General features: G+C 75.7%; 23 protein-coding genes. 9 read left to right on the top strand and 14 right to left on the bottom strand.

What is annotated here, in order from left to right:
• Nucleotides 1–5: 5 nt before the first annotated feature.
• Nucleotides 6–1,706, bottom strand: coding sequence for a PucR family transcriptional regulator (locus tag ACI8AX_RS06915; RefSeq protein WP_456549050.1), 1,701 nt, complete (start codon nucleotides 1,704–1,706; stop codon nucleotides 6–8).
• A 163-nt stretch (nucleotides 1,707–1,869) separates the two neighbouring features.
• Between ACI8AX_RS06915 and ACI8AX_RS06910 the strand changes: the two genes are divergently transcribed.
• A complete protein-coding gene (locus ACI8AX_RS06910; protein WP_456549049.1) occupies nucleotides 1,870–2,331 on the top strand; it encodes a GlcG/HbpS family heme-binding protein in 462 nt (153 codons plus the stop codon).
• A 69-nt stretch (nucleotides 2,332–2,400) separates the two neighbouring features.
• Here the strand turns inward: ACI8AX_RS06910 and ACI8AX_RS06905 are convergent, their stop codons facing one another.
• From ACI8AX_RS06905 to ACI8AX_RS06875, 7 genes are all read right to left on the bottom strand, one after another.
• Nucleotides 2,401–2,832, bottom strand: coding sequence for a RidA family protein (locus ACI8AX_RS06905; RefSeq protein WP_456549048.1), 432 nt, complete (start codon nucleotides 2,830–2,832; stop codon nucleotides 2,401–2,403).
• Nucleotides 2,833–2,857: 25 nt separating this feature from the next.
• Nucleotides 2,858–4,486, bottom strand: coding sequence for a gamma-glutamyltransferase family protein (locus ACI8AX_RS06900; RefSeq protein WP_456549047.1), 1,629 nt, complete (start codon nucleotides 4,484–4,486; stop codon nucleotides 2,858–2,860).
• Nucleotides 4,486–4,929: a Rieske (2Fe-2S) protein gene (locus ACI8AX_RS06895; RefSeq protein ID WP_456549046.1), complete on the bottom strand. Its 444-nt coding sequence runs from the start codon at nucleotides 4,927–4,929 to the stop codon at nucleotides 4,486–4,488. The genes ACI8AX_RS06900 and ACI8AX_RS06895 overlap by 1 nt, the downstream gene beginning before the upstream one ends.
• Nucleotides 4,926–6,389, bottom strand: coding sequence for an aldehyde dehydrogenase family protein (locus tag ACI8AX_RS06890; protein ID WP_456549045.1), 1,464 nt, complete (start codon nucleotides 6,387–6,389; stop codon nucleotides 4,926–4,928). The genes ACI8AX_RS06895 and ACI8AX_RS06890 overlap by 4 nt, the downstream gene beginning before the upstream one ends.
• Nucleotides 6,389–7,621, bottom strand: coding sequence for an NAD(P)/FAD-dependent oxidoreductase (locus tag ACI8AX_RS06885; RefSeq protein WP_456549044.1), 1,233 nt, complete (start codon nucleotides 7,619–7,621; stop codon nucleotides 6,389–6,391). Before ACI8AX_RS06885 ends, ACI8AX_RS06890 begins: the two co-directional genes overlap by 1 nt.
• The gene (locus ACI8AX_RS06880; RefSeq protein ID WP_456549043.1) at nucleotides 7,618–7,980 is read right to left on the bottom strand and encodes a Rieske (2Fe-2S) protein; all 363 of its coding nucleotides are present in this window, start codon (nucleotides 7,978–7,980) and stop codon (nucleotides 7,618–7,620) included. Before ACI8AX_RS06880 ends, ACI8AX_RS06885 begins: the two co-directional genes overlap by 4 nt.
• Nucleotides 7,981–8,104: 124 nt before the next feature.
• The gene (locus ACI8AX_RS06875) at nucleotides 8,105–8,845 is read right to left on the bottom strand and encodes a TenA family transcriptional regulator (RefSeq protein WP_456549042.1); all 741 of its coding nucleotides are present in this window, start codon (nucleotides 8,843–8,845) and stop codon (nucleotides 8,105–8,107) included.
• Between the two features lie 158 nt (nucleotides 8,846–9,003).
• Between ACI8AX_RS06875 and ACI8AX_RS06870 the strand changes: the two genes are divergently transcribed.
• The gene (locus ACI8AX_RS06870) at nucleotides 9,004–9,741 is read left to right on the top strand and encodes a YoaK family protein (protein ID WP_456549041.1); all 738 of its coding nucleotides are present in this window, start codon (nucleotides 9,004–9,006) and stop codon (nucleotides 9,739–9,741) included.
• Nucleotides 9,742–9,783: 42 nt separating this feature from the next.
• On the opposite strand, the gene ACI8AX_RS06865 is transcribed toward ACI8AX_RS06870, so the two are convergent.
• Nucleotides 9,784–11,724, bottom strand: coding sequence for an MFS transporter (locus ACI8AX_RS06865; RefSeq protein WP_456549040.1), 1,941 nt, complete (start codon nucleotides 11,722–11,724; stop codon nucleotides 9,784–9,786).
• 165 nt (nucleotides 11,725–11,889) lie between these two features.
• Between ACI8AX_RS06865 and ACI8AX_RS06860 the strand changes: the two genes are divergently transcribed.
• Both ACI8AX_RS06860 and ACI8AX_RS06855 read left to right on the top strand, forming a co-directional pair.
• Nucleotides 11,890–12,909, top strand: coding sequence for a substrate-binding domain-containing protein (locus ACI8AX_RS06860; RefSeq protein WP_456549039.1), 1,020 nt, complete (start codon nucleotides 11,890–11,892; stop codon nucleotides 12,907–12,909).
• Between the two features lie 47 nt (nucleotides 12,910–12,956).
• Complete coding sequence (locus ACI8AX_RS06855; RefSeq protein ID WP_456549038.1) at nucleotides 12,957–13,127, top strand: hypothetical protein; 171 nt, start codon at nucleotides 12,957–12,959, stop codon at nucleotides 13,125–13,127.
• Nucleotides 13,128–13,186: 59 nt separating this feature from the next.
• Here ACI8AX_RS06855 and ACI8AX_RS06850 read toward each other — a convergent pair whose 3' ends face one another.
• The 4 genes from ACI8AX_RS06850 to ACI8AX_RS06835 all read right to left on the bottom strand — a co-directional run bounded on the left by ACI8AX_RS06850 (nucleotide 13,187) and on the right by ACI8AX_RS06835 (nucleotide 16,476).
• Complete coding sequence (locus ACI8AX_RS06850) at nucleotides 13,187–13,591, bottom strand: hypothetical protein (protein WP_456549037.1); 405 nt, start codon at nucleotides 13,589–13,591, stop codon at nucleotides 13,187–13,189.
• Nucleotides 13,592–13,798: 207 nt separating this feature from the next.
• The gene (locus ACI8AX_RS06845; protein WP_456549036.1) at nucleotides 13,799–14,635 is read right to left on the bottom strand and encodes an ABC transporter permease; all 837 of its coding nucleotides are present in this window, start codon (nucleotides 14,633–14,635) and stop codon (nucleotides 13,799–13,801) included.
• Nucleotides 14,632–15,633, bottom strand: a complete 1,002-nt coding sequence (locus tag ACI8AX_RS06840) for an ATP-binding cassette domain-containing protein (RefSeq protein ID WP_456549035.1) — start codon at nucleotides 15,631–15,633, stop codon at nucleotides 14,632–14,634. The genes ACI8AX_RS06845 and ACI8AX_RS06840 overlap by 4 nt, the downstream gene beginning before the upstream one ends.
• 165 nt (nucleotides 15,634–15,798) lie before the next feature.
• Nucleotides 15,799–16,476 (bottom strand): CPBP family intramembrane glutamic endopeptidase, encoded by a 678-nt coding sequence (locus ACI8AX_RS06835; protein WP_456549034.1) that lies wholly within the window; start codon nucleotides 16,474–16,476, stop codon nucleotides 15,799–15,801.
• A gap of 32 nt (nucleotides 16,477–16,508) precedes the next feature.
• Here ACI8AX_RS06835 and ACI8AX_RS06830 point away from each other — a divergent pair, with 32 nt between their 5' ends.
• Both ACI8AX_RS06830 and ACI8AX_RS06825 read left to right on the top strand, forming a co-directional pair.
• Complete coding sequence (locus ACI8AX_RS06830; protein ID WP_456549033.1) at nucleotides 16,509–16,892, top strand: hypothetical protein; 384 nt, start codon at nucleotides 16,509–16,511, stop codon at nucleotides 16,890–16,892.
• Nucleotides 16,889–17,086 carry a DUF6186 family protein gene (locus tag ACI8AX_RS06825; protein WP_456549032.1) on the top strand — a complete coding sequence of 66 codons (198 nt, stop codon included), beginning with the start codon at nucleotides 16,889–16,891 and terminating at the stop codon, nucleotides 17,084–17,086. The genes ACI8AX_RS06830 and ACI8AX_RS06825 overlap by 4 nt, the downstream gene beginning before the upstream one ends.
• A 54-nt stretch (nucleotides 17,087–17,140) precedes the next feature.
• Here the strand turns inward: ACI8AX_RS06825 and ACI8AX_RS06820 are convergent, their stop codons facing one another.
• Entirely contained in the window at nucleotides 17,141–17,590 is a 450-nt protein-coding gene (locus ACI8AX_RS06820; protein WP_456549031.1) for a winged helix-turn-helix transcriptional regulator, read from the bottom strand.
• An 83-nt stretch (nucleotides 17,591–17,673) separates the two neighbouring features.
• On the opposite strand from ACI8AX_RS06820, the gene ACI8AX_RS06815 reads away from it, so the two are divergent.
• The 3 genes from ACI8AX_RS06815 to ACI8AX_RS06805 all read left to right on the top strand — a co-directional run bounded on the left by ACI8AX_RS06815 (nucleotide 17,674) and on the right by ACI8AX_RS06805 (nucleotide 19,276).
• On the top strand, nucleotides 17,674–18,186 hold the full coding sequence (locus ACI8AX_RS06815) for an N-acetyltransferase family protein (RefSeq protein WP_456549030.1): 513 nt from the start codon (nucleotides 17,674–17,676) through the stop codon (nucleotides 18,184–18,186).
• Nucleotides 18,187–18,203: 17 nt separating this feature from the next.
• Nucleotides 18,204–18,347: a hypothetical protein gene (locus tag ACI8AX_RS06810; protein WP_456549029.1), complete on the top strand. Its 144-nt coding sequence runs from the start codon at nucleotides 18,204–18,206 to the stop codon at nucleotides 18,345–18,347.
• A 125-nt stretch (nucleotides 18,348–18,472) separates the two neighbouring features.
• The gene (locus tag ACI8AX_RS06805; RefSeq protein WP_456549028.1) at nucleotides 18,473–19,276 is read left to right on the top strand and encodes an ABC transporter ATP-binding protein; all 804 of its coding nucleotides are present in this window, start codon (nucleotides 18,473–18,475) and stop codon (nucleotides 19,274–19,276) included.

The raw sequence follows: 19,276 nt of genomic DNA, 5'->3' as shown, positions 1-19,276 counted from the left end.
GCCGGTCAGGCCGGCCGGACCACCCGGTCGACCTCCGCGCCGGTGACGGCCAGCAGGTCCAGGGTGTGCGCCAGCCAGACGGCGAACTGGTTCTCCGCCTGGCGCAGGTCCATGCCCAGCAGCCGGGAGGCCCGGTCGAGCTTGTAGAGCATCGTGTTGCGGTGGATGTGCAGGTCGCGCGCGGCGGCGTTGACGTTGCCGCCGGCCGCCACGTAGGCCAGGACCGTGGCCTCCAGCTCCCCGGCGGCCGGGTCGCGCAACGGCGTCAGGACGTCGGTGGCGAAGGAGCGGCCGGTGCGGCTGGCGGCGACCTCCTCCAGCACCGCGTGCACCCGCAGCTCCTGGTAGCCGCAGACCGGCGCGAGCTCCAGCCTGCCCTGCAGGCCGTGCGCCAGCCGGGCCTCCCGGTAGCTGTCGGGGATGGCGAGCGCCCCGACGACCGGGCGGCCGTAGGCGACCCGGACGGGCCGGCCGCCCTGGTCCTTGCGGTGGGACAGGTAGCGGTGCAGCGCGGCCGCGTACTCGCCGACGGCGGCCACCGCGTTGTCCGGGGTGCCCATGGTCCCGCGGCGGGCCGCCTCCCGGACGACGACCAGCACGTCACCGACCATGGCGGCCTGGGTGTGCCGGTCCTGCTCGGGCAGGAGCCGCGCCGCCTGCAGCGCGATGCCCTGCAGCCGGGCCGGCGAGTCGACGTCGGCGGCGGTGGTCAGCCCCGAGGCGACGACGACGCCGAACCAGGAGCGGACCGGGAACTGGTAGTGGGCCGCGCGCGCGCTGATGTCCTCGAGAGTGGCGAACCGGCCGTGCAGCAGCCCGTGCACGAAGTCCCCGCGCGCCTGCTCCTTCGCCCGCTGGACGCTGCGCAGGCGCAGCATCTCGGTGCCGATGATGGGCGCCGCCTGCTCGATGAGCACCCGGTGCTGGGCCAGGTCGTGCGGGTGCGGGTCGTCGCTCTCCTCCAGCAGCAGCACCCAGCCGTCGTGCCGGCCGCCGAGCACGATCGGGGTGAGCGTGCAGGCGACCTCGCGTCCGTCCAGGACGACGTCGGCGAGCCGCGGGTGCAGCTCCTGGGGCTCCCCGGCCACCCCCAGCGCCTCGGCCTGCGCGGCGAAGGCGTCGACGAGCACGGCGGGCTCGACCGTCCGAGGGGTCGGCTGCTCCAGCGCCGCCAGGGCCCCGGAGCTGTCGAAGACCGCGACCGGCCGCCGGGACATGCGCGACATCTGGCTGCACAGCGCCGACAGCTCCGCCCCCCGGTAGAGCAGCTCGGCCAGCGCCCGGTGCACCTGGAGCCCGTAGCGCAGGTCGTGGGTCTCGCGCGCCAGGGTCAGCTCGGCCACCAGCCGGCTGACGGTGGCGAAGGGAACGGTCTCGGCCATCGTGGCCAGCGGCATCCGGGCCGCGGCCCCTGCGTCGGCGGGCCCGGCCGTGTGGCCGTCGACGAGCAGCGCGGCGGCCCCGCGGTCGGCGAGCCGGGCGGCGGCCCGCTCGAGGGTCGTGCCCTCCTCGGCGAGGTCGGCCGCGTGCGCGTGCACCAGGACGCCGGTCAGGGGCTCGTCGGTCAGGGCCGCGCCCCACGGCACGACCCAGTCCAGGCGGGTCACCGCACCGGCGCGACCGGCGTGGATCCGCGCCCGGCGCAGCGCGGGCTCCTGCAGGAGCCGGGCCAGGGTCAGGGCGTCATCGGAATGCGCGTGCGGCATGAGAGGCCCCTTCGGTCAGAGTGCACACGTATCTACCCGGTCGGCCGGGCAGTGTCACCATTGCCGCTCGCGCAGCCGCCCGTGAGGGTGGGGTCCCGGCCGTCCTCGCCCCGCGGGACGGCAGCCGACCACCCGGCCCCTCGGCCGGAGGAGGAGAACCCCCGTGCACCAGGTCTTCCGGATCACCCTCGACGACGCGCTGCCGATCCTGCAGGCGGCCCGTGCCAAGGCCGAGGAGATCGGCGTGAAGCAGACGATCTGCGTGGTGGACGACGGCGGCAACGTCGTCGCCCTGCACCGGCTGCCCGGCGCCCGGCTGACCGGCGTGGAGATCTCCATCGCCAAGGCGTTCACGGCCGCCGGCCACGAGCGGGCCACCCACCTGTTCAACGAGCCGCCGAACGGCCCGGCGCTGCCCGGCAACGAGGCGTTCGGGATCAACCAGATGCTGCCGGGGAAGTTCGCGATCTTCGTCGGCGGCTTCCCGATCCTGCACGAGGGCCAGATCGTCGGCGGTGTCGGCATCAGCGGCGGCAACGGCGAGCAGGACAAGGCCGTCGGCGCCGCCGCGCTGCAGGGCTTCGCCGACCACATCGCCGCCGTCGGCCTCACCGACCGCCCCTGACGACGCCGTCCCGCAGCACTTCGCGCGCGAAAGTCCCTCCCCCACGGGGGGCTCTCGCGCGCGAAGTGGTCAGGACGGGCGGACGGCGGCCAGGAGCTCGACCTCGACCGGGGCGCCGCCGGGCAGCGTGGCCACGCCGATGGCGGCCCGGGCCACCACCCCGCGGTCGCCGAGCCGCTCCCGGAGCACCGCGGAGGCGCCGTCGGCCACCGCGGCGTGCTCGGTGAAGCCCTCGACGGCGGCGATGAACACCGTCAGCTTCACGGCCCGCTCGACGGCGTCGAGGGAGCCCAGCGCCTCCTCGACGGCGGTCAGCGTGTTGCCCGCCGCCGTCCCCGCCGCCTCGCGCGCGGTGGCGACGTCGACCTCCCGGCCGACCGTGCCGCGCACCAGCAGCACCCCGTCGCGCCGGGGGGTCATCCCCGCCGTCCAGACCATCCCGCCGTGCACCACCGCGGGCACGTAGGCGCCCTGCGGCGGGACGGCGGTCGCCGGGGACACGGCCCGCTCCTCGGGCACCCGCTGCTCAGACACCGAGCGCCACCCCGTCCTGGCGGGGGTCGGCGCCCCCGGCGAGCACGCCGCGCTCGTCGTCGGCCGACACCACCAGCGCGCTGCCGCCGGCCCCCCACGGCCCCACGTCGCGCACGACGTGGCCGCGGTCGGCGAGCTCGGCCAGCGTGACCGCGCCCAGCCGGCTCTCGACCTGCAGGGTCTCGGGGCTGTCGATGGCGTCGGCGTCGCTGCCCGGGTGCACCGTGAACCGCGGCGCGGCGACGGCCGCCTGGGGGTCCAGCCCGCCGTCGACCAGGTGGGAGATCAGCTGCGTGTTCCACTGCACCTGGCCGTCGCCGCCGGGGGTGTTGCCGACGTGCCGCAGGCCGCCGGCCCGGTCGGTGAGGACCCAGGCGTTGAGCGTGTGCAGCGGCTTGCGCCGCGGCGCCAGCGCGTTCGGGTGGCCCGGGACCAGGTACGCGCCCCGCCCCAGCCGGTTGTTCAGGGCGATCTGCGTGCCCGGGATCGAGATCCGGGCGCCGTAGGTGAAGGCCAGGGAGGAGATGGCGCTCACCGCGCGGCCGTCGCCGTCGACGGCCACGCAGCTGGTGGTGTCCCCGGCCATGCCGACCCCGAGACCGGCGACGGCCGGCTCCCCGGCCAGCTCGCGGCGGGCCTGCGCCAGGTTCGCCGGGTCGAGCAGCGCCCGCCACTCGTCGGTGTCCGAGCCGCACCGCTCGTAGCGGTCCCGGAAGGCCCGCCGCGCGGCGAGCGCCATCCGGTGCACGGCCTCGGCGCCGAGGGTCGGCAGCCCGGTGAGCTCCCCGTCGAGCAGCCCGGCCTGCTGCAGCACCATCCACCCGGGGGTGGGCGTCGGGGTCTGGTGCACCAGCAGGTCCCCGTAGCGGCCGACGACCGGCTCGAGCACCGGGACGTCGGCCGCGGCGGCCCACTCGTCCCCCGAGAAGGGCGCACCCCCGGCGCGCAGCAGGTCGACGGCGCGCTCGGCGAGCGGGCCGCGGTAGAGGGCCAGCGGGTCCCCCGCCAGGAGCTCGATGCTGTCGGCCAGCTCCGGCGCCGGGAGCAGGTCGCCCACCGCGGGGACCCGCCCGCCGGGCAGCAGCCACCGGGCCAGCGCCTCGTCCCGGACCAGCGAGCCGGCGTGCTCGCCGATGTCGGCGCGGTTCTTCACCGAGCACGGCACCCCGGCGCGCGCGGCGGCGACGACCGGGGCCCACAGCTCGGCCAGCGAGCGGGTCGCGCCGGCGGCGTGCAGGGCGGCCAGCGCGCCCATCGCGCCGGGAACGGCGACCGAGCGCGCGCCGCCCAGCGGCAGCGCGGTGAGCCCCTCGTCGCGGTAGGTCTCGGCGGAGGCGCCGTCGGGGCCGTAGCCGCTGCCGTTGACGGTCCAGACGCGGCCGTCGGGCTCGCGGACGACGGCGAAGGCGTCCCCGCCGATGCCGCACTGCCCCGGCAGGGTCAGCCACGCCATGGCCGTCATGGCCAGGGCGGCGTCCACGGCGTTGCCGCCGCCGGACAGCACCGCCGCGCCGAGCTGGCTGACGGCCGGCGAGCTGCTGGTGACCATGCCGCCCGTGGAGACGGTCGGCCCGCGGCCGGCCTCCTCCCCGGGCGTCCAGGTGCCGGTGCGGGCCGCCATCAGCCGGCCGCCGGTGGCTTCCGCCGGCGGGGCCCGCCCTCCAGCACGTCGCGCTCGGAGAGCCCGACCAGCACCTGGCCGTCCTCCTCGCGCACCGGGTAGGTGCGGATCGGCTCGGTGGCCGGCGGCTGGATCGGCGCCCCGGTCTCCAGGTCGAAGACGCTGTTGTGGCAGGAGCAGCGGATGCCGTCGTCCTGCAGCTTCCCGGAGCTGAGCAGGCAGTCCAGGTGCGTGCAGTAGTTCGACGTCGCGTACGCCTTGCCGTCGAGGCGGGCCACGGCGATCTCGAGCTGCCCCGCGTCGGTCTCGGCGTAGAAGCGCCGCACGTAGCCCTCGGGGACCTGTCCCTTGCGGCAGATGCGGACGAACCGGCACTCGGTGCTGGCGGCGGCCAGCTCGGCGTCGCTGACGGGGGTGGGCCGGGTGTTCTCCGAGGTGCTCATGCGCTCAGGTACACCGTCTTGTCGGCCGTGTAGAAGGTCATCATCGCCTCTCCTGCCTGTTCCTTCGAGGTCTGCGTGCTGCTGTCCTTCAGGCCGCCGAACGGGGCGTTCATCGACTGGCCGGTCGTGGTCTGGTTGATCTTCACCAGCCCGGCGGGCACCTCGCGGGCGAAGCGCATCGCCCGGGCCAGGTCGTTGGTGACGATGCCGGCCGACAGCCCGTAGCGGGTGGCGCCGGCGAGCTGGATCGCCTCGTCGAGCGAGCCCACCCGCAGCACCGCGAGCACCGGGCCGAAGACCTCCTCGTTCGCCAGCGCCGAGGCCGGGTCGACGTCGGTGAAGACGGTCGGCCGCACGAAGTGCCCGTGCGCGAGCTCCTCGCCCTCGGGGGCCTCGGGGCCGCCGGTGACCAGGGTGGCGCCGTCGTCGAGGGCCCGCCGGACGTGCCCGACGACGTTGTCCTTCTGCCGGGCGGTGGCCTGCGGGCCGGCGTCCACGCCCTCGGTCAGGCCGTTGCCCAGCCGGAGCGCGGCCGCCCTGGCGGCGACCCGCTCCACCAGCGCGTCGTGGACGTCGGCGTGCACCAGCAGGCGGCTGGTGCCGGTGCAGGCCTGCCCGGCGAGGCCGAAGGCGCCCTTGGCGACGAGCGTGGCCGCGCGGTCGAGGTCGGCGTCCTCGAGCACGATCATCGGGTTCTTGCCGCCCATCTCCAGCTGGGTCCGCTGGCTGGCCCGCACCACCGAGTGGATCGACTCCCCCACCGCGGTCGAGCCGGTGAAGGTGACCGCGTCGAGCCGGTCGTCGGCGACCAGCGCCCTGGAGACCTCGGCGCCACCGTGCAGGACGGCGAGGGCGCCGGCGGGCACCCCACCCTCGAGCAGCGCCTCGACCAGGCGGACGCCCAGCAGCGGGGTGACCTCGCTGGGCTTGAAGACCACCCCGTTGCCGGCCGCGAGCGCCGGGCCGAGCTTGCGGGAGGGGATGTTGAGCGGGAAGTTCCAGGGGGTGATGGCGGCGACCACCCCGACCGGCGCGCGGTGGGTGAACAGCAGGCTGCCGTCGCTGCTGGGGATGGTCTGCCCGGTCAGGCGCAGGGCCTCACCGGCGTAGAAGCGCAGGTTCATCGGGGTCCGCGAGACCTCCATGGTGGCCTCGGCGCGGGTCTTGCCCTCCTCCCGGACGAGCTCCTCGACCAGCGTGGCCCGCTGTCCCTCCAGCACGGCGGCGGCCCGTTCGAGCACCGTGCCCCGCTGCTCGGGGCTCTTCGCCGCCCACTCCTGCCAGCCGGCCCGGACGCCGGCGATCGCCGCCTCGGCGTCCTTGGCGTCGGACTCGGGGAAGACGCTGACCAGGTCGCGCTCGTCGGCGGGGTTGCGCCGCTCCTGCGTGCGGCCGGTGAGCGAGTCGACCCACTGGCCGTCGACCAGGTTCCGCACGGTGGCCGTCGTGGTGGTGCCCATCAGGCGTTGACCTCCTCGGCGTCGAGCAGCTCGTCGAGCTCGACCCCCTCGTCGGCGAGCTGCTCGGCCCGCACCGGGATCTCCAGGTCGATCAGCTCGCGCGCCACGGCGACGTCCTCGCCGCGCTCGACCGAGGCGGCCGCGACCACCACGCCGTCGCGCAGCCAGAACACCGTGCCGTCGAGCGCGGACAGGTCGCCCCGGCTGACCAGCTCGTCGGTCGGGCGGACGCCGCCGAGGCCGAGCCCCTGGATGTTGACGTGGTACTGGTCGGTCCAGAACCAGTGCGGATCGGCGAAGGTCGCCGGCTTCCCGGCGATCGTCCTCCCGATCGCGGCGGCCTGCTGCTGGGCGACGTCGACGTGCTCCACCCGCACCCGGCCGTAGCGCGGGTGGTCGTGGGCGGCGACGTCGCCGGCGGCGAAGACCGTGGGGACCGAGGTGCGGCACCCGGCGTCGACCTCGACGCCGTTGCCGACGACGAGCCCGGAGCGAACGGCGACCTCGGTGTTCGGCTCGATGCCGATGCAGACCACCAGCTCGTCGACGGTCTCGGTGCCGGCCGCGGTGGTCAGGGTGACCCCTTCGGCACCCACGTCGATCGACTCGATCGGCCGGCCGAGCCGGAACTGCACGCCCCGGGAGGCGTGCAGGGCCTGCACGGCGGTGCCGATGTCGGCGCCCAGGCCGCGGGCCAGGATGAGCGGGTCGCGGTCGAACACGACGGCCTCCGCACCCCGGCCGGCCGCCGCGGCCGCGACCTCGGTGCCCAGGAACCCGCCGCCCAGCACCCCGATGCGGCGACCGGGGACCAGCCGCTCCCGGAGCCGGTCGCTGTCGGCGAGGGTGCGGATGGTGTGCACCCGGTCGCCCTCGACGCCGGGCAGCCGGCGGGGCCGGCCGCCGGTGGCGAGCACGACCAGGTCGGCCGGGATGCTGCCGCCGTCCTCCAGCACCACCGAGGCGCTGCCGGCGTCCACCCGCTCGACCGGGGACCCGGTGCGGAGGGTGACGTCGTTGGCCGCGCACCACTCGGGGTCGAGCAGCCAGAGCCCGGCCTCGCCGTCCCCGGCCAGGCGCTCCTTGGACAGCATCGGCCGTTGGTAGGGGCCGGTCGGCTCGTCGCCGACGACGACGACCGGGCCGGCGAAGCCCCGGCGGCGGCCGGACCGCACGAGCGCGGCGGCGACGTGCCCCGCCCCGACGACGACGAGGGTCTGCTCCGCGCTCACGGGGTCACCGCCGGGACGTCCTCGAGGCCGCTGCTCTCCCGGGCCGTGGCCGGCGCCGTCCCGACGAGCACCGCGCCCTCCTCGGTGACCATCACCGGCCAGGTCGCCTGGCAGCCGGGCTGGTCCTCGGGCCGGCCGGTGCGCGGGTCGAACTTCCACTGGTGCCCGGGGCAGATCACCTGCCCGTCGAGGACCGTTCCCTTGGAGAGGAAGCGCTCCTTGTGCACGCACACGTCGTCGAGCGCGAACACCTCGTCCTCGATGAGGAACAGCGCCACGGGCGTGCCGGCGACGGTCACCTGCTTCTTCTTGCGCCGGGTGAGCTCCTTGAGCTCGGCGACGTGCACCCACTCGCTCATGGGTTCCTCCGTGGTCCTGGGGCGGCGGCGGTTCTGGGGCGGTGACGGGGAGGGCGCCGAGACGGCCGAGCGGGGTGCCGGGGACGGGCGTCCCCGGCACCCCGCTCGTGGCCGATCGGTGGGGTCAGGCCGAGGCGGCCTCGAGGTCGGGGGCCACGTAGGAGTCGTAGAGCGACTTCGTGTAGCTGAACCGCATCTCCGCGCCCCAGCGGATGAACTGCAGGCAGCGCTGCTGGAGCTCGACGGTGTTGGCGTGCTCGAGCACGATCTGGAAACCGCGCTCGCCGTGCACCACGTCCGAGGTGATGTGCAGGTCGAAGAACTCGATCTCGTCCTCGGTGAACCCGTAGGTCTCGCGCAGCGGGACGATCTGCTTCTTGTAGATGTCGGGCACCTGCGACTCCAGGCCCACGACCAGGGCGGCGGTGGCCACGACGAAGTGCTCGCGGTAGGCGGTGGCGTAGCACCAGGCCTGCAGACCGCGGGTCACGGCGTTGGCGTTGTTCGGGTCCTCGATCCGCTCCTTGGTGGTGCCGCAGGCCTCGCCGAAGCGGATGAGCAGGTCCGTGTGGCGGATGTCGGCCAGCTCCTCCTCGTACATGTTCTGCAGGAGGAAGTCCTTCGCCTCGGTGCAGGTGTCGGGGGTGTTGGCGTAGACGATGCCGAGGTAGTCGGCGAAGGGGCCCACGTACTGGTAGTGGTTCTCGGCCCAGCGGGCGAAGTGGTGGCGCTGCAGCTTGCCCTCGGCCCAGGCCTTGCTGAAGGACGCGTTCTTGGCCTCGCGGCCCTTGATCGCGTCGAGCATCGCGGCGCGGAACTCCTCGGGGCCGAGCAGCTCGGTGGTGGGAGCGAGCGTCTGGGTCATGGGATCGCCTTCTCTCGAACGGCTCCGGTCGGTGGCTTGCAGGACCAAGCATGACGGCCGGACGTGCCTGGGCTCACGGTCAAGGTGCACATGGTTGCGCCCCACGCGTGGGCACTTCGACCAAGACTCCGGGAGCCGGCGCCGGGAGACTGCTCCCCGTGTCCCACGCCGCCACCGCCGCTCCGTCCCCGCCCTCCGCCGAGGCCGGCACCCGCCCCTCGAGGCGCATGACGACGTGGCTGCGCCAAGGACTCGTCGTCGTCCTCGCCGTGGTCAGCGGCGCCACCGACGCCATCGGCCTGCTGGCCCTGGGCGGCGCCTTCACGAGCGTGATGACCGGCAACCTGGTCATCCTCGGGGTCTCGGCCAGCACGGCCGACGGCGCGCTGGCGATCGCCTCGGGCGGCGCCATCGTCGCCTTCTGCATCGGCGCGTGGGCCGGGGTGCGGCTGGCCGGGGCGGCGCGTCCGGGGGACTCGGTCTGGCCCCGCCCGGTCACGCTCGGGCTGGCCGTCGAGCTGGTCCTGCTGGCCGGCTACGCCGTCGGGTGGTGGGTCAGCGGCGGTGAGCCCGGGCCGGTGCTCACCCAGGTGCTGCTGTTCACCATGTCCTGCGCCCTGGGCATCCAGAGCAGCACCGTCCAGCGCTTCGGCGTCAACGGGCTGTCGACCACCTACCTGACCGGCACGCTCACCACCGTCGTCATGAGACTGGCGTCCGGCAGGGGCGTCCGCGAGGTCCGCGGCAGCCTGGAGATCCTCGGCGGGCTGGTGGCCGGCGCGGCCGCCGGCGCCGCCCTGCTCGAGGTGGCACCGATGACCGCCCCCGTCCTGCAGGTGGGCTGCCTGGCGGCGGTCCTGCTGGTCGCCGTCGTCGCCACCCGCCGCCGCGGCTGACCGCCGCCGGGCCCGGGCCGGAGCGGCCCGGGCCCGGCGCCCTCAGCCCTGCTTGCCGAGGGCGGCGAGCTCGCGCTCGACGGCCTCCTCGTGGGCGCGCTCGTCCTCGCGGGCCCTGCGGGGGCTCCACCGGCCGGCCATCACGAAGACGAACGGCAGGAAGAGCACCTGGCCGGCGATGCAGACCCACCACCAGGTCTGCCACTGCCCGGGGTTGTCCTCGGCGGCCTCGGCGACCTCGGGTCCGTTGGCGGCCAGGTACTCCAGCTGCTCCTCGGAGAAGACCGCCGGGGCGGCCTGCAGCTGGGCGCCGTACTCGGCGGCGGCCTGCAGGGCCGCCGGGTCGGCCTCGCCCACGGCGACCAGCCGCTGCAGCGCGGTGTCGGCGTCGACGCCCAGCCCTTCCTGGATCTGGGAGAGCGCCGCACCGATGGCCGCTCCGTCGCCCGGGTCGGCCTGCAGCGCGGCGAGGGTGTCGGGCTCGATGGCCTGGGCGGTCACGACCTCCTCGGACACGGCTTCGATGCCCTGCACCGTGTCGGCGTCCGCGCCCCGGATGGCGGCCACCTGGCCGAGCAGCCGCCCGAGCGCCTCGGCGTCGGCCGGGTCCTCCTCGACCCGGGCGACCAGCTCCTGGTCGATGCCGGTGATGACGGCGAACTCCTCGGGGTGCTCGGCCTGCATCTCCTGGATGGGCTCGGCGTCGTCGACCAGCACCGAGGTGGCCGGCACCACGAGGGTGAACACCGCCAGGGAGACGGTGACCACCAGCCGCAGGATCCAGCCCCAGATCGCCAGGCCGGTCGCGGTGGCGGCGGGGTTGTGCCGCTCCACGGTCTCGGTGAAGCTCGCCATCCACGCCACGTAGGCCATCCCGCCACCGCCGGCGGACAGGATGAAGTAGAAGGCGAAGGTGTAGTAGCTGGTGTCGGGGTCGGTGGCGGCCAGCGCGAACAGCACGCCGCCGACCAGGCTGATCAGCGTGCCGACGATCATGAACGGCTTGCGCACCCGGAACCGGTCGCTGAGCACACCCGTGACGACCAGCGCGATCGCGTTGGTGATCCAGTACCAGTTGGCCAGCGCGTTGGCCCGCGCCTCGGAGTAGCCGAAGACGGTGGCGAAGTAGACGACGGTGAAGCCGACGAGGATGTAGTACAGGAGCAGGAAGACGCTGATCGCGAACGCCGAGCCGATCACGTCGAAGCGCAGCATCTGCCGCCAGTGGCCCTTGAGCGCCTCCTCCGGGTCGATGCCCGCGGCGCGGGCCTCGACCAGCGCGCGGTCGCGCATGCTCACCATCAGCTGGTCGCGCAGCGCCGGGGACAGCTCGCGCAGCCCGAAGAACGCGATCACGAACACCACCAGCCCGGCGATGCCGCACACGTAGAACTGGAACCGCCAGTCGGGGTGGTCGTCGAGGGTGTTGCTGGAGACCAGGGTGACCACCAGGCTGCCCAGCACCGGGCCCAGCGTCCAGAAGCCCATCGCCACGCCGCGGCCCACCTGCGGGGAGAAGTCGCGGATCAGCGCCGGGGTGGCCACCAGCACCACGCCCTCGACGAAGCTCAGCAGCGCGAACAGGACGGTGAACAGCGTCTTGTTCTGCGAGTGCGGCAGCCCGACCAGCGTGATCAGCCCCGTGGCCAGCAGCCCGTAGACGACCAGGTTCGCCCGGCCCCAGCGGTCGGCCAGCCCGGCGAACAGGGACGCGAACGCGCCGACCAGGTTGCCGATGACCGAGACGAAGACGTAGAGGGTGAAGGAGAAGTCCAGGTCCCGGATGATCTGGGTGGCGACCGAGCCCCCGACGTAGAGCTCGTAGTACAGGATCACCGTGGCCAGCACGGTGATGCCCAGGTACAGCGACCGCGGCCCGTTCTCCGGGTAGTGCGGCAGCTGCCGGTCCCAGATCCCGCCCCGCCCCCGGGAGGCCGGTGCCGGCTCGCCCTCGCGTCGCGACGGCACTGTCGTGGAGGTCATCGTCGTCCCTTCCCCGGGGGAACCGGGTGCTCGCGGGGACGTCCGGCGCCCCGATGCCCGGGGGCCGGGACGGCGGACTGTGGTGGCGGCCACTAACGCGCGTCAGCGACCGGGCGGTACCGTAAGGCCTGTGTGACACGGGTCGCAATGTCCGGAGGAGGTGTCGTGTCGCGGGAGACCGCGCCCCTCCACGCCCGGCGCGCGACCAGCGCCGACGTCGCCCGCGAGGCCGGCGTCTCCCGGTCGACGGTGAGCTTCGTGCTCAACGGCACGCCGGGGCAGACGATCCCCGAGGCCACCCGTCGCCGGGTCCGCGAGGCCGCGGCCCGGCTGCGCTACGCGCCCTCGGCCGAGGCCCGCACGCTCAGTCGCGGGCGCAGCGACGTCGTGCTGCTCTACGGCGCCCCGCAGCAGCCGGTCACCGCCGCGATCGGGGCGTTCGTCGAGCACCTGTCCGCGGAGTTCGCCGGGGCCGGGCTGACGATGCTGGTGCACCCGTGGGCGCGGCGCCCCGACGGCGACGCCTGGACCGCGGTGACCCCGGTCGCCGTCCTGGCCTGGGAGGTGGCCGAGGACGACGTGGCGGCGATGCGCGCCAACGGCGTCGGCGCGGTCGTCTCGCTGGACGACGCCGCCGACCCCGTGGCGCGGTGGCTGTGGGGCGCGCGGGAGGACGCGATCGCCGCGGCGCAGGTCGGCCGGCTGGTCCGGGCCGGCCACCGGCGGCTGGGCTACGCGCCGCCGCTCGACGACCGCCTGGCCGACGCCGGCCGCCGCCGGCTGGAGGCGCTGCGCCGGGCGTGCACCGGGCACGGGCTCCCCGAGCCCGTCGCCGTCGCCCCGCCGCCGGTCGGGGACGGCGCCCGGCCGGCCACCGAGGCGGTGCACGCCTGGCGGGCGGCGGAGCCCGCGGTCACCGGGGTGTGCGCGCACGACGACGTCGCCGCGCTGGCGGTCCTCGCCGGGCTGCGCGCCGCCGGGCTGTCCGCGCCGCGGGACCTCGCCGTCGTCGGGGTGGGCGACTCCCCCGCCGCCGCGCTGGCCGACCCGCCGCTGACCATGGTCGCCGTCGACGCGCAGGCCACGGCCCGCCACGTCGCCGCGGTGGTCACCGGCCTGCTCGCCGGCCGGGACCTGCCCCCGCCGCCCGAGGCGGTCCACGTCGTCGAGCGCGGCTCGGTCTGAGGCCCGGTCCGGCCGCGGAACGGCGTCGGCGCTGGTTGACTGGGGCGATGGTGTCCCCACTCCCCGAGCCCGACCGGGAGATCGACCCGACCGAGCCGGTCCCCGACGACCCCGGCGAGCTGCTGCCCGACGCGCCGGAGCCGCTCCCGCCGCCGCCCATCGAGGCCACGCCGGAGGACCCCGGCGGCGACCCCGGCGGCGTGCCCGAGCCCGCCTGACCCGGCCGCGCCGGGCCGGTGCGGTGCCGGCGCGGGGCCGGTGCGAGGCCGGTGCGAGGTCAGCGCCGGGCGAGCACGGCCAGCGCGGCGGCGCCGGCCCACCCCGTCACGACGACCGGCGTCTCCACCGGGTCGAGGCCGCCCGGGCGCACCCGCACCCGGTTCCACCGCTCGCTGAGGTAGCCGACGGTCAGCCCGGCGCCCAGCCGCTGCAGCACCCACCGCGCCCCGTCGTCCGGGCCGCGCAGCAGCCGGGCGATGGCCCAGACCTGCGCCGCGAGCAGGTACGGCGGCCCGCTGTAGGCGGTGCCGAACCACAGCCAGTCCCGGACGATGTGCTCGGGACGCCCCCTCATGAACGGGACGTCGAAGCAGCGCTGCCGCCGCAGGGCGACCACGTGGCCGGCCGCCTGGGCCGCCAGCTGGGCCGACGCGACCGCCACCAGCGCCGATCGGTGCACCATGCCGACGCACCGTAGGGCCCCGGGGGGGGGGGGGGGGGGGGGGGGGGGGGGGGGGGGGGGGGGGGGGGGGGGGGGGGGGGGGGGGGGGGGGGGTGGTCGTTTCGGTGGGGCGGCGCGCCCCCCCGCGACGCCCCCCACCGTCACCCCACCCCCCCCCCCCCCGCCGCCCCCCGCCCCCCCCCGGGGCCGCCCCCGGGACGCGCGGGTTCAGCGGCTGCGGTAGAGGCGCGTCGTGATCGGCAGGAACACCGCGGCGAGGGCCGCCGCCACCGCGAGCGAGACGAGGACCGCCCCGCCGTCGGGCTCCCCCGCCATCAGCGACCGCGACGCGGTCGACAGGATCGAGATCGGGTTGACGTCGACGAACGCCTCGAGCGGGCCGGGCAGCGTGGCCGGGTCGACGAAGACGTTGGAGAGGAACGTCAGCGGGAAGATGCCCATGAAGCCGGCGTTCATGACCGCGTTCGGCGAGCGCAGCAGCAGCCCGAGCACCGAGAACACCCACGACAGCCCGAACGAGAAGACGACGACGAGCGCGAGCGCCGCCACCGCGCCGACGAACCCGCCCTCGGGCCGGAACCCCAGCGCGACGCCGACCACGATGATCACCGTGCCGGCGATGACGTACCGGACGCTGTCGCCGAGCAGCGAGCCCAGCAGCGGCGCCGGCCGCCAGATGGGCAGCGACCGGAAGCGGTCGACCACGCCCTTGGTCAGGTCGGTGTTGAGCGAGACGCCGGAGTAGACGGTCGTGAACAGCACCGACATCACCAGCAGGCCCGGCAGCGTGTAGTCCAGGTAGGCGCTGGTCGAGCCCGCGATGGCGCCGCCGAACAGGTAGGTGAACATCAGCAGGAACATGACCGGGGTGACGGTCACGTCCAGCAGCTGTTCGGGCACGTGCTTGACCTTGAGCATGCCGCGCCAGCCGAAGGCCAGGCTGGTCGACAGCGGGCCCGGCCGCGGCGGCCGGGGGCGGGAGGAGATGGCCCGGCGGACCGCCGCGGTGTCGGCGGCGCCCGGCGCGCGGGTGGTCGCGGTCATGACAGGCGCTCCTGGAGGACGTCGGCGGACGGGGCGGTCTGCTCGGACTGCTCCTCGGCGGCGTGGCCGGTGAGCGCGAGGAAGACCTCGTCGAGGCTGGGTTGCTGCAGGGAGAAGTGCGCGAGCGGGACGCCGGCCCGGGCGAGCTCGGCCACGGCGATCGCCGCCCGCTCGGCGTCGGCCCCGGTGGCCGACAGCGCCGCCGGCTCCGGCTCCAGCACGACCGGCCCCACCGCGCGCTCGAGCAGCTCGGCCGCCTCGGCGCGCCGGGCCGGGTCGAGCAGTCGCACGTGCAGCGAGCCGGTGCCGACCGAGGCCTTGAGGTGCCCGGGGGTGCCCTCGGCGATCACCCGGCCCCGGTCGATGACCGCGATCCCGTCGGCGAGCTGGTCGGCCTCCTCCAGGTACTGGGTGCAGAGCAGGATCGTCGTCCCCTCGCCCACGAGCGCCCGGACGATCTCCCAGACCTGGTTGCGCGAGCGCGGGTCCAGCCCGGTGGTGGGCTCGTCGAGGAACATCAGCCGCGGGGTGACGACGATGCTCGCCGCGATGTCGAGCCGCCGCCGCATGCCGCCCGAGTAGTGCTTGACCAGCCGGCCGGCCGCCTCGCTGATGTCGAAGGCCTCGAGCAGCTCGTCGGCGCGGGAGCGGGCGTCGGCCCGCGAGTAGCCCAGCAGCCGGCCGAGCAGCACGAGGTTCTCCCGGCCGGTCAGCTCCTCGTCGACCGACGCCAGCTGGCCGGTGAGGCTGACCAGCTCCCGCACCGCGTCGGCCTCGGTGACGATGTCGTGCCCGAGCACCCGGGCGCTGCCGGCGTCGGGCCGGATCAGCGTGGCCAGCATGCGGATGGTGGTGGTCTTCCCGGCGCCGTTGGGGCCCAGGACCCCGTAGATCGAGCCGGCCGGGACGGCGAGGTCGACGCCGTCGACGGCGCGCTTCTCGCCGAACGACTTGCCGAGCCCGCTCGCCTCGATCGCGAGGGGTGTGTGGACGGTCATCGGTTTCCTCACCACGTGCGCTGCTCGGGCATCTCCGGGAGCTCTGACGGACTGTCCGCCAGGAAGTCATCGGACGCGACCGACTTTCCCGGCGGGACGGCCCGACGGTGCTGCCGACGACCCTCCGGCCTCCAGCGCACTCGAGGTCAAGCGCGGACCGGACGGTCAGCCGAGGCGGTGCGCGAGGGCGGCGGCCAGGGTGCCGAGGGAGTTCGTGGCCAGGTGCAGCAGCACCGGCGCCAGCAGGCTCCCGCTGCGCAGCCGCAACCAGACGAAGAGCAGCCCGGCCGCGCCGGTGGACAGGCACCCCAGCGCCACGGCCAGCGCCTGCCCGGCCGGGCCGCCCGCGAGGTCGTTGGCCGTGACCGCGCCCAGGGTCGGACGGACGTGCCAGACCCCGAAGAGGGCGGCCGACGTCGCCGCCGCCGCGCGGGTGGGCACGAGCCGGGTCAGGGCGGCCCACAGCACCCCGCGGAAGGCGACCTCCTCCCACAGCACCGTGCCCAGGGGGACGTGGACGAGCACCCGGGCGGCCACGGCCGCGGCGTCGAGGTCGGCCACCCGGGCGTCGGCCAGCAGCGGGCGCAGCGCCGGGACGGTCACCGCCAGGACGTAGCCGGTGGCCACCACGGCGGCGCAGGCCCCACCCCACCGCGCCCCGGCGCCGAGCCGGGAGCGGGACAGCCCCAGCTCCGCCCACGACAGGCCGCCGGCCCGGGCGGCTGCCAGGAGCGCCGCCGTCGCCGTGAGGTTCGCGGCGACGGGGGACCCCGGCAGCCGGGTCACGACGACGTTGTTCCACAGGCACAGGACCAGGACCAGCGGAACCGCCAGGGCCAGCACCCGGCGCCGACCGGGTGGACGAGCATGCACCCGTGGTGTCTTCCCGCTCCGCACGCCGCCTCACGTGGGCCGCGGTCGCCGTCGTCTGCGTCGTCGCCGTCGTCGGGTCCGGCGAGCTGTCCACCGGCGCGCTGCTGGTGCTCTCCGGCGTCGGCCTCGCCGTCGCCGGCACCGGGCTGGCTCGGCGCACCGGCGCGGCCGCCCCGCCGGTGGGCCGCCGGGGTCTGCCGTGGCTCGGCTGGCTGGCCGCGGGCCTCGTCTGGGAGGTCGTCACGCTGGCCGCCGACGACCTGCCGACGGTGAGCGACCTCGCCGATCCCCTGCTGGCGCACCCGCCGGTACGGGCGGCCGCGACGGTGGGCTGGGTCGCGGCCGGCGCCTGGCTGCTCGCCCGGCCCGGCCCACGACGGCCGTGACCGGCACGCTGCTGTCCGCGGCCGCCGTGGTCATGCTGCTGGTCACCGGCGCGGTCCTCGAGACCACCGCGCGCCGCCGAGGGCACCCGGTGACCGCCGGCCGCGCGCTGCAGGCCGCCATGCGGACCGCTCCGGGGCGGGCCACGGTCCTGCTGGCCTGGGCCTGGCTCGGGGTGCACTTCCTGGCCCGCTGACCGGCCACCGCCCCTGCCCACCACCGCCCTGCCGGCCACCGCCGGGGGCGCGGATCAGCCGCGCGGCACCGGGTGCACGTCGCGCGCGGTCGCCAGGGTGTGCCCCTCCTCGCAGGTGAGCGTCAGGTGCACCGGCGCCCCGCAGTCCCGGTGCCGCAGCTCCATCGGCCCGCCGCCGTCGGTGGCCAGGTACCGGTCCCCCCACTCCATCAGCGCCACCAGGGCCGGGTAGAGGTCGACGCCCTTGCGCGTCAGCCGGTACTCGTGCCGCTGCCGCTCGCCCTCGGCCTGGTACGGCACCCGCCGGAGGACGCCCTCCTCGACCAGGCGCGCCAGCCGGTCGGTGAGGACCGCGCGCGGCGCCCCGAGGTTCCGCTGGAGGTCGGCGAAGCGGCGGACCCCGAGGAAGGCCTCGCGGAGCACCAGGAGGCTCCACTTCTCCCCCACGACGGCGAGGGTGCCGGCCACCGAGCACCGGGTGCGGTCCATCGCGAGCTCGCTCACGACGTCAGCATAGTCACCCTGAGTTCGCTTGACGAACCGAGGAGAGGAGAGCAGAGTTCAGGTAGCGAACCCAGGAGGCGGCGATGGACCTGACGGTGACGACCCGGCCGGTGCAGCCCGACGACCTCGCGCGCTTCCTCCGGCTCTGGCCGCGGCTGTCCGCGGAGACCCGGTACCGGCGCTTCCACGCCCCGGTGCACCGCCTCCCCATGGCCGACGTGCGCCGGCTCGTGCACGTCGACCACCACCTGCGCGAGGCCGTCGTCGCCGTCGTCGGCGGGGAGGTCGTGGGCGTCGCCCGCTACGACCGCTCCCCCGCCGACCCCGGCACCGCGGAGTTCGCCGTCGTCGTGGAGGACGGATGGCAGGGCGTCGGCCTGGGCCGGCAGCTGCTGCGCGACGTCCTCGACCGCGCCGCCCGCTCCGGCGTGCGGCGGTTCACCGCCACGGTGCAGGAGGACAACCTCCGCACGCTCGCGCTCGTCCGCCGGCTGCTGCCCGGCGCCACGGTCGAGCCCGACGCCGGCGTCCTCACCGTGCGCAGCCCCGTCCCGTCCCGCTCCCCCGCACCCGTGCCGGCTCCCGTGGCCGGCTGACCCGAGAGGACACCGCCATGACCCGCATCCGCACCGCCCTGACCCGCGCCCGCGACCGGCGCGCGCACCTGCGCGAGGAGCGCGCCCTCCAGCAGGCGCTCGCCGGCGCGCCGACCCTCGAGTCGGCCCACGAGATCGCCGCGCTCACGACCCGGCGCTGACCCGGCGGCCGGGCGGGCGGGCCGGGGCCGGCGGACCCCGGCCCGCCCGCGAAAGTCCCTTCCGGGTCGCCCCACCGCGTCCCTAGGGTCGGCCGGGCCGAGGACCCCCGCCCCGAGGAGACACCGTGCACCAGGCTCCGCCCACCGACCCCGCCCCGCCGTCCGCCCCCGCCGCCTCCGGCCGCGCCCTCACCAAGGTCTACGGCGAGGGCGACACCCGGGTCGTCGCGCTGGACGCGGTCGACGTCGACTTCCCGCGCGGGCAGTTCACCGCGATCATGGGCCCCTCCGGGTCGGGCAAGTCGACGCTGATGCACTGCATGGCCGGCCTCGACGCGGTGACCGACGGCCGGGCCCTCATCGGCGACACCGACCTGGGCGCGCTCGACGACAAGCACCTGACGGCGCTGCGGCGGGACCGGATCGGCTTCGTCTTCCAGGCCTTCAACCTGCTGCCGACGCTGACCGCGCTGGAGAACATCACGCTGCCGATGGACATCGCCGGCAGGAAGCCCGACCGCGAGTGGCTCGACCTGGTGATCGACACCGTCGGGCTGCGGCCCCGGCTGGCGCACCGGCCCAGCGAGCTCTCCGGCGGTCAGCAGCAGCGGGTGGCCTGCGCCCGGGCGCTGGCCGGCCGGCCCGAGATCGTCTTCGCCGACGAGCCGACCGGGAACCTCGACTCCCGCGCCGGCGCCGACATCCTGGCCTTCCTGCGCCGTTCCGTGCACGAGATGGGCCAGACGATCGTCATGGTGACCCACGACCCGCTGGCAGCCGGCTACGCCGACCGGGTCCTGTTCCTCGCCGACGGGCGGATCGTCGACGAGATGACCGCCCCGACCGCCGACCGCGTCCTGGAGCGGATGAAGGCCTTCGAGCCCGAGACCTCGCCGGCCGGCGACGGGACCACCGCGGGCGTGCGCTGA

Source organism: Blastococcus sp. SYSU D00813, from assembly GCF_054050735.1.
Note: the sequence above shows the minus strand (reverse complement) of the source record. Positions and strands in the feature narration are given on the sequence as shown.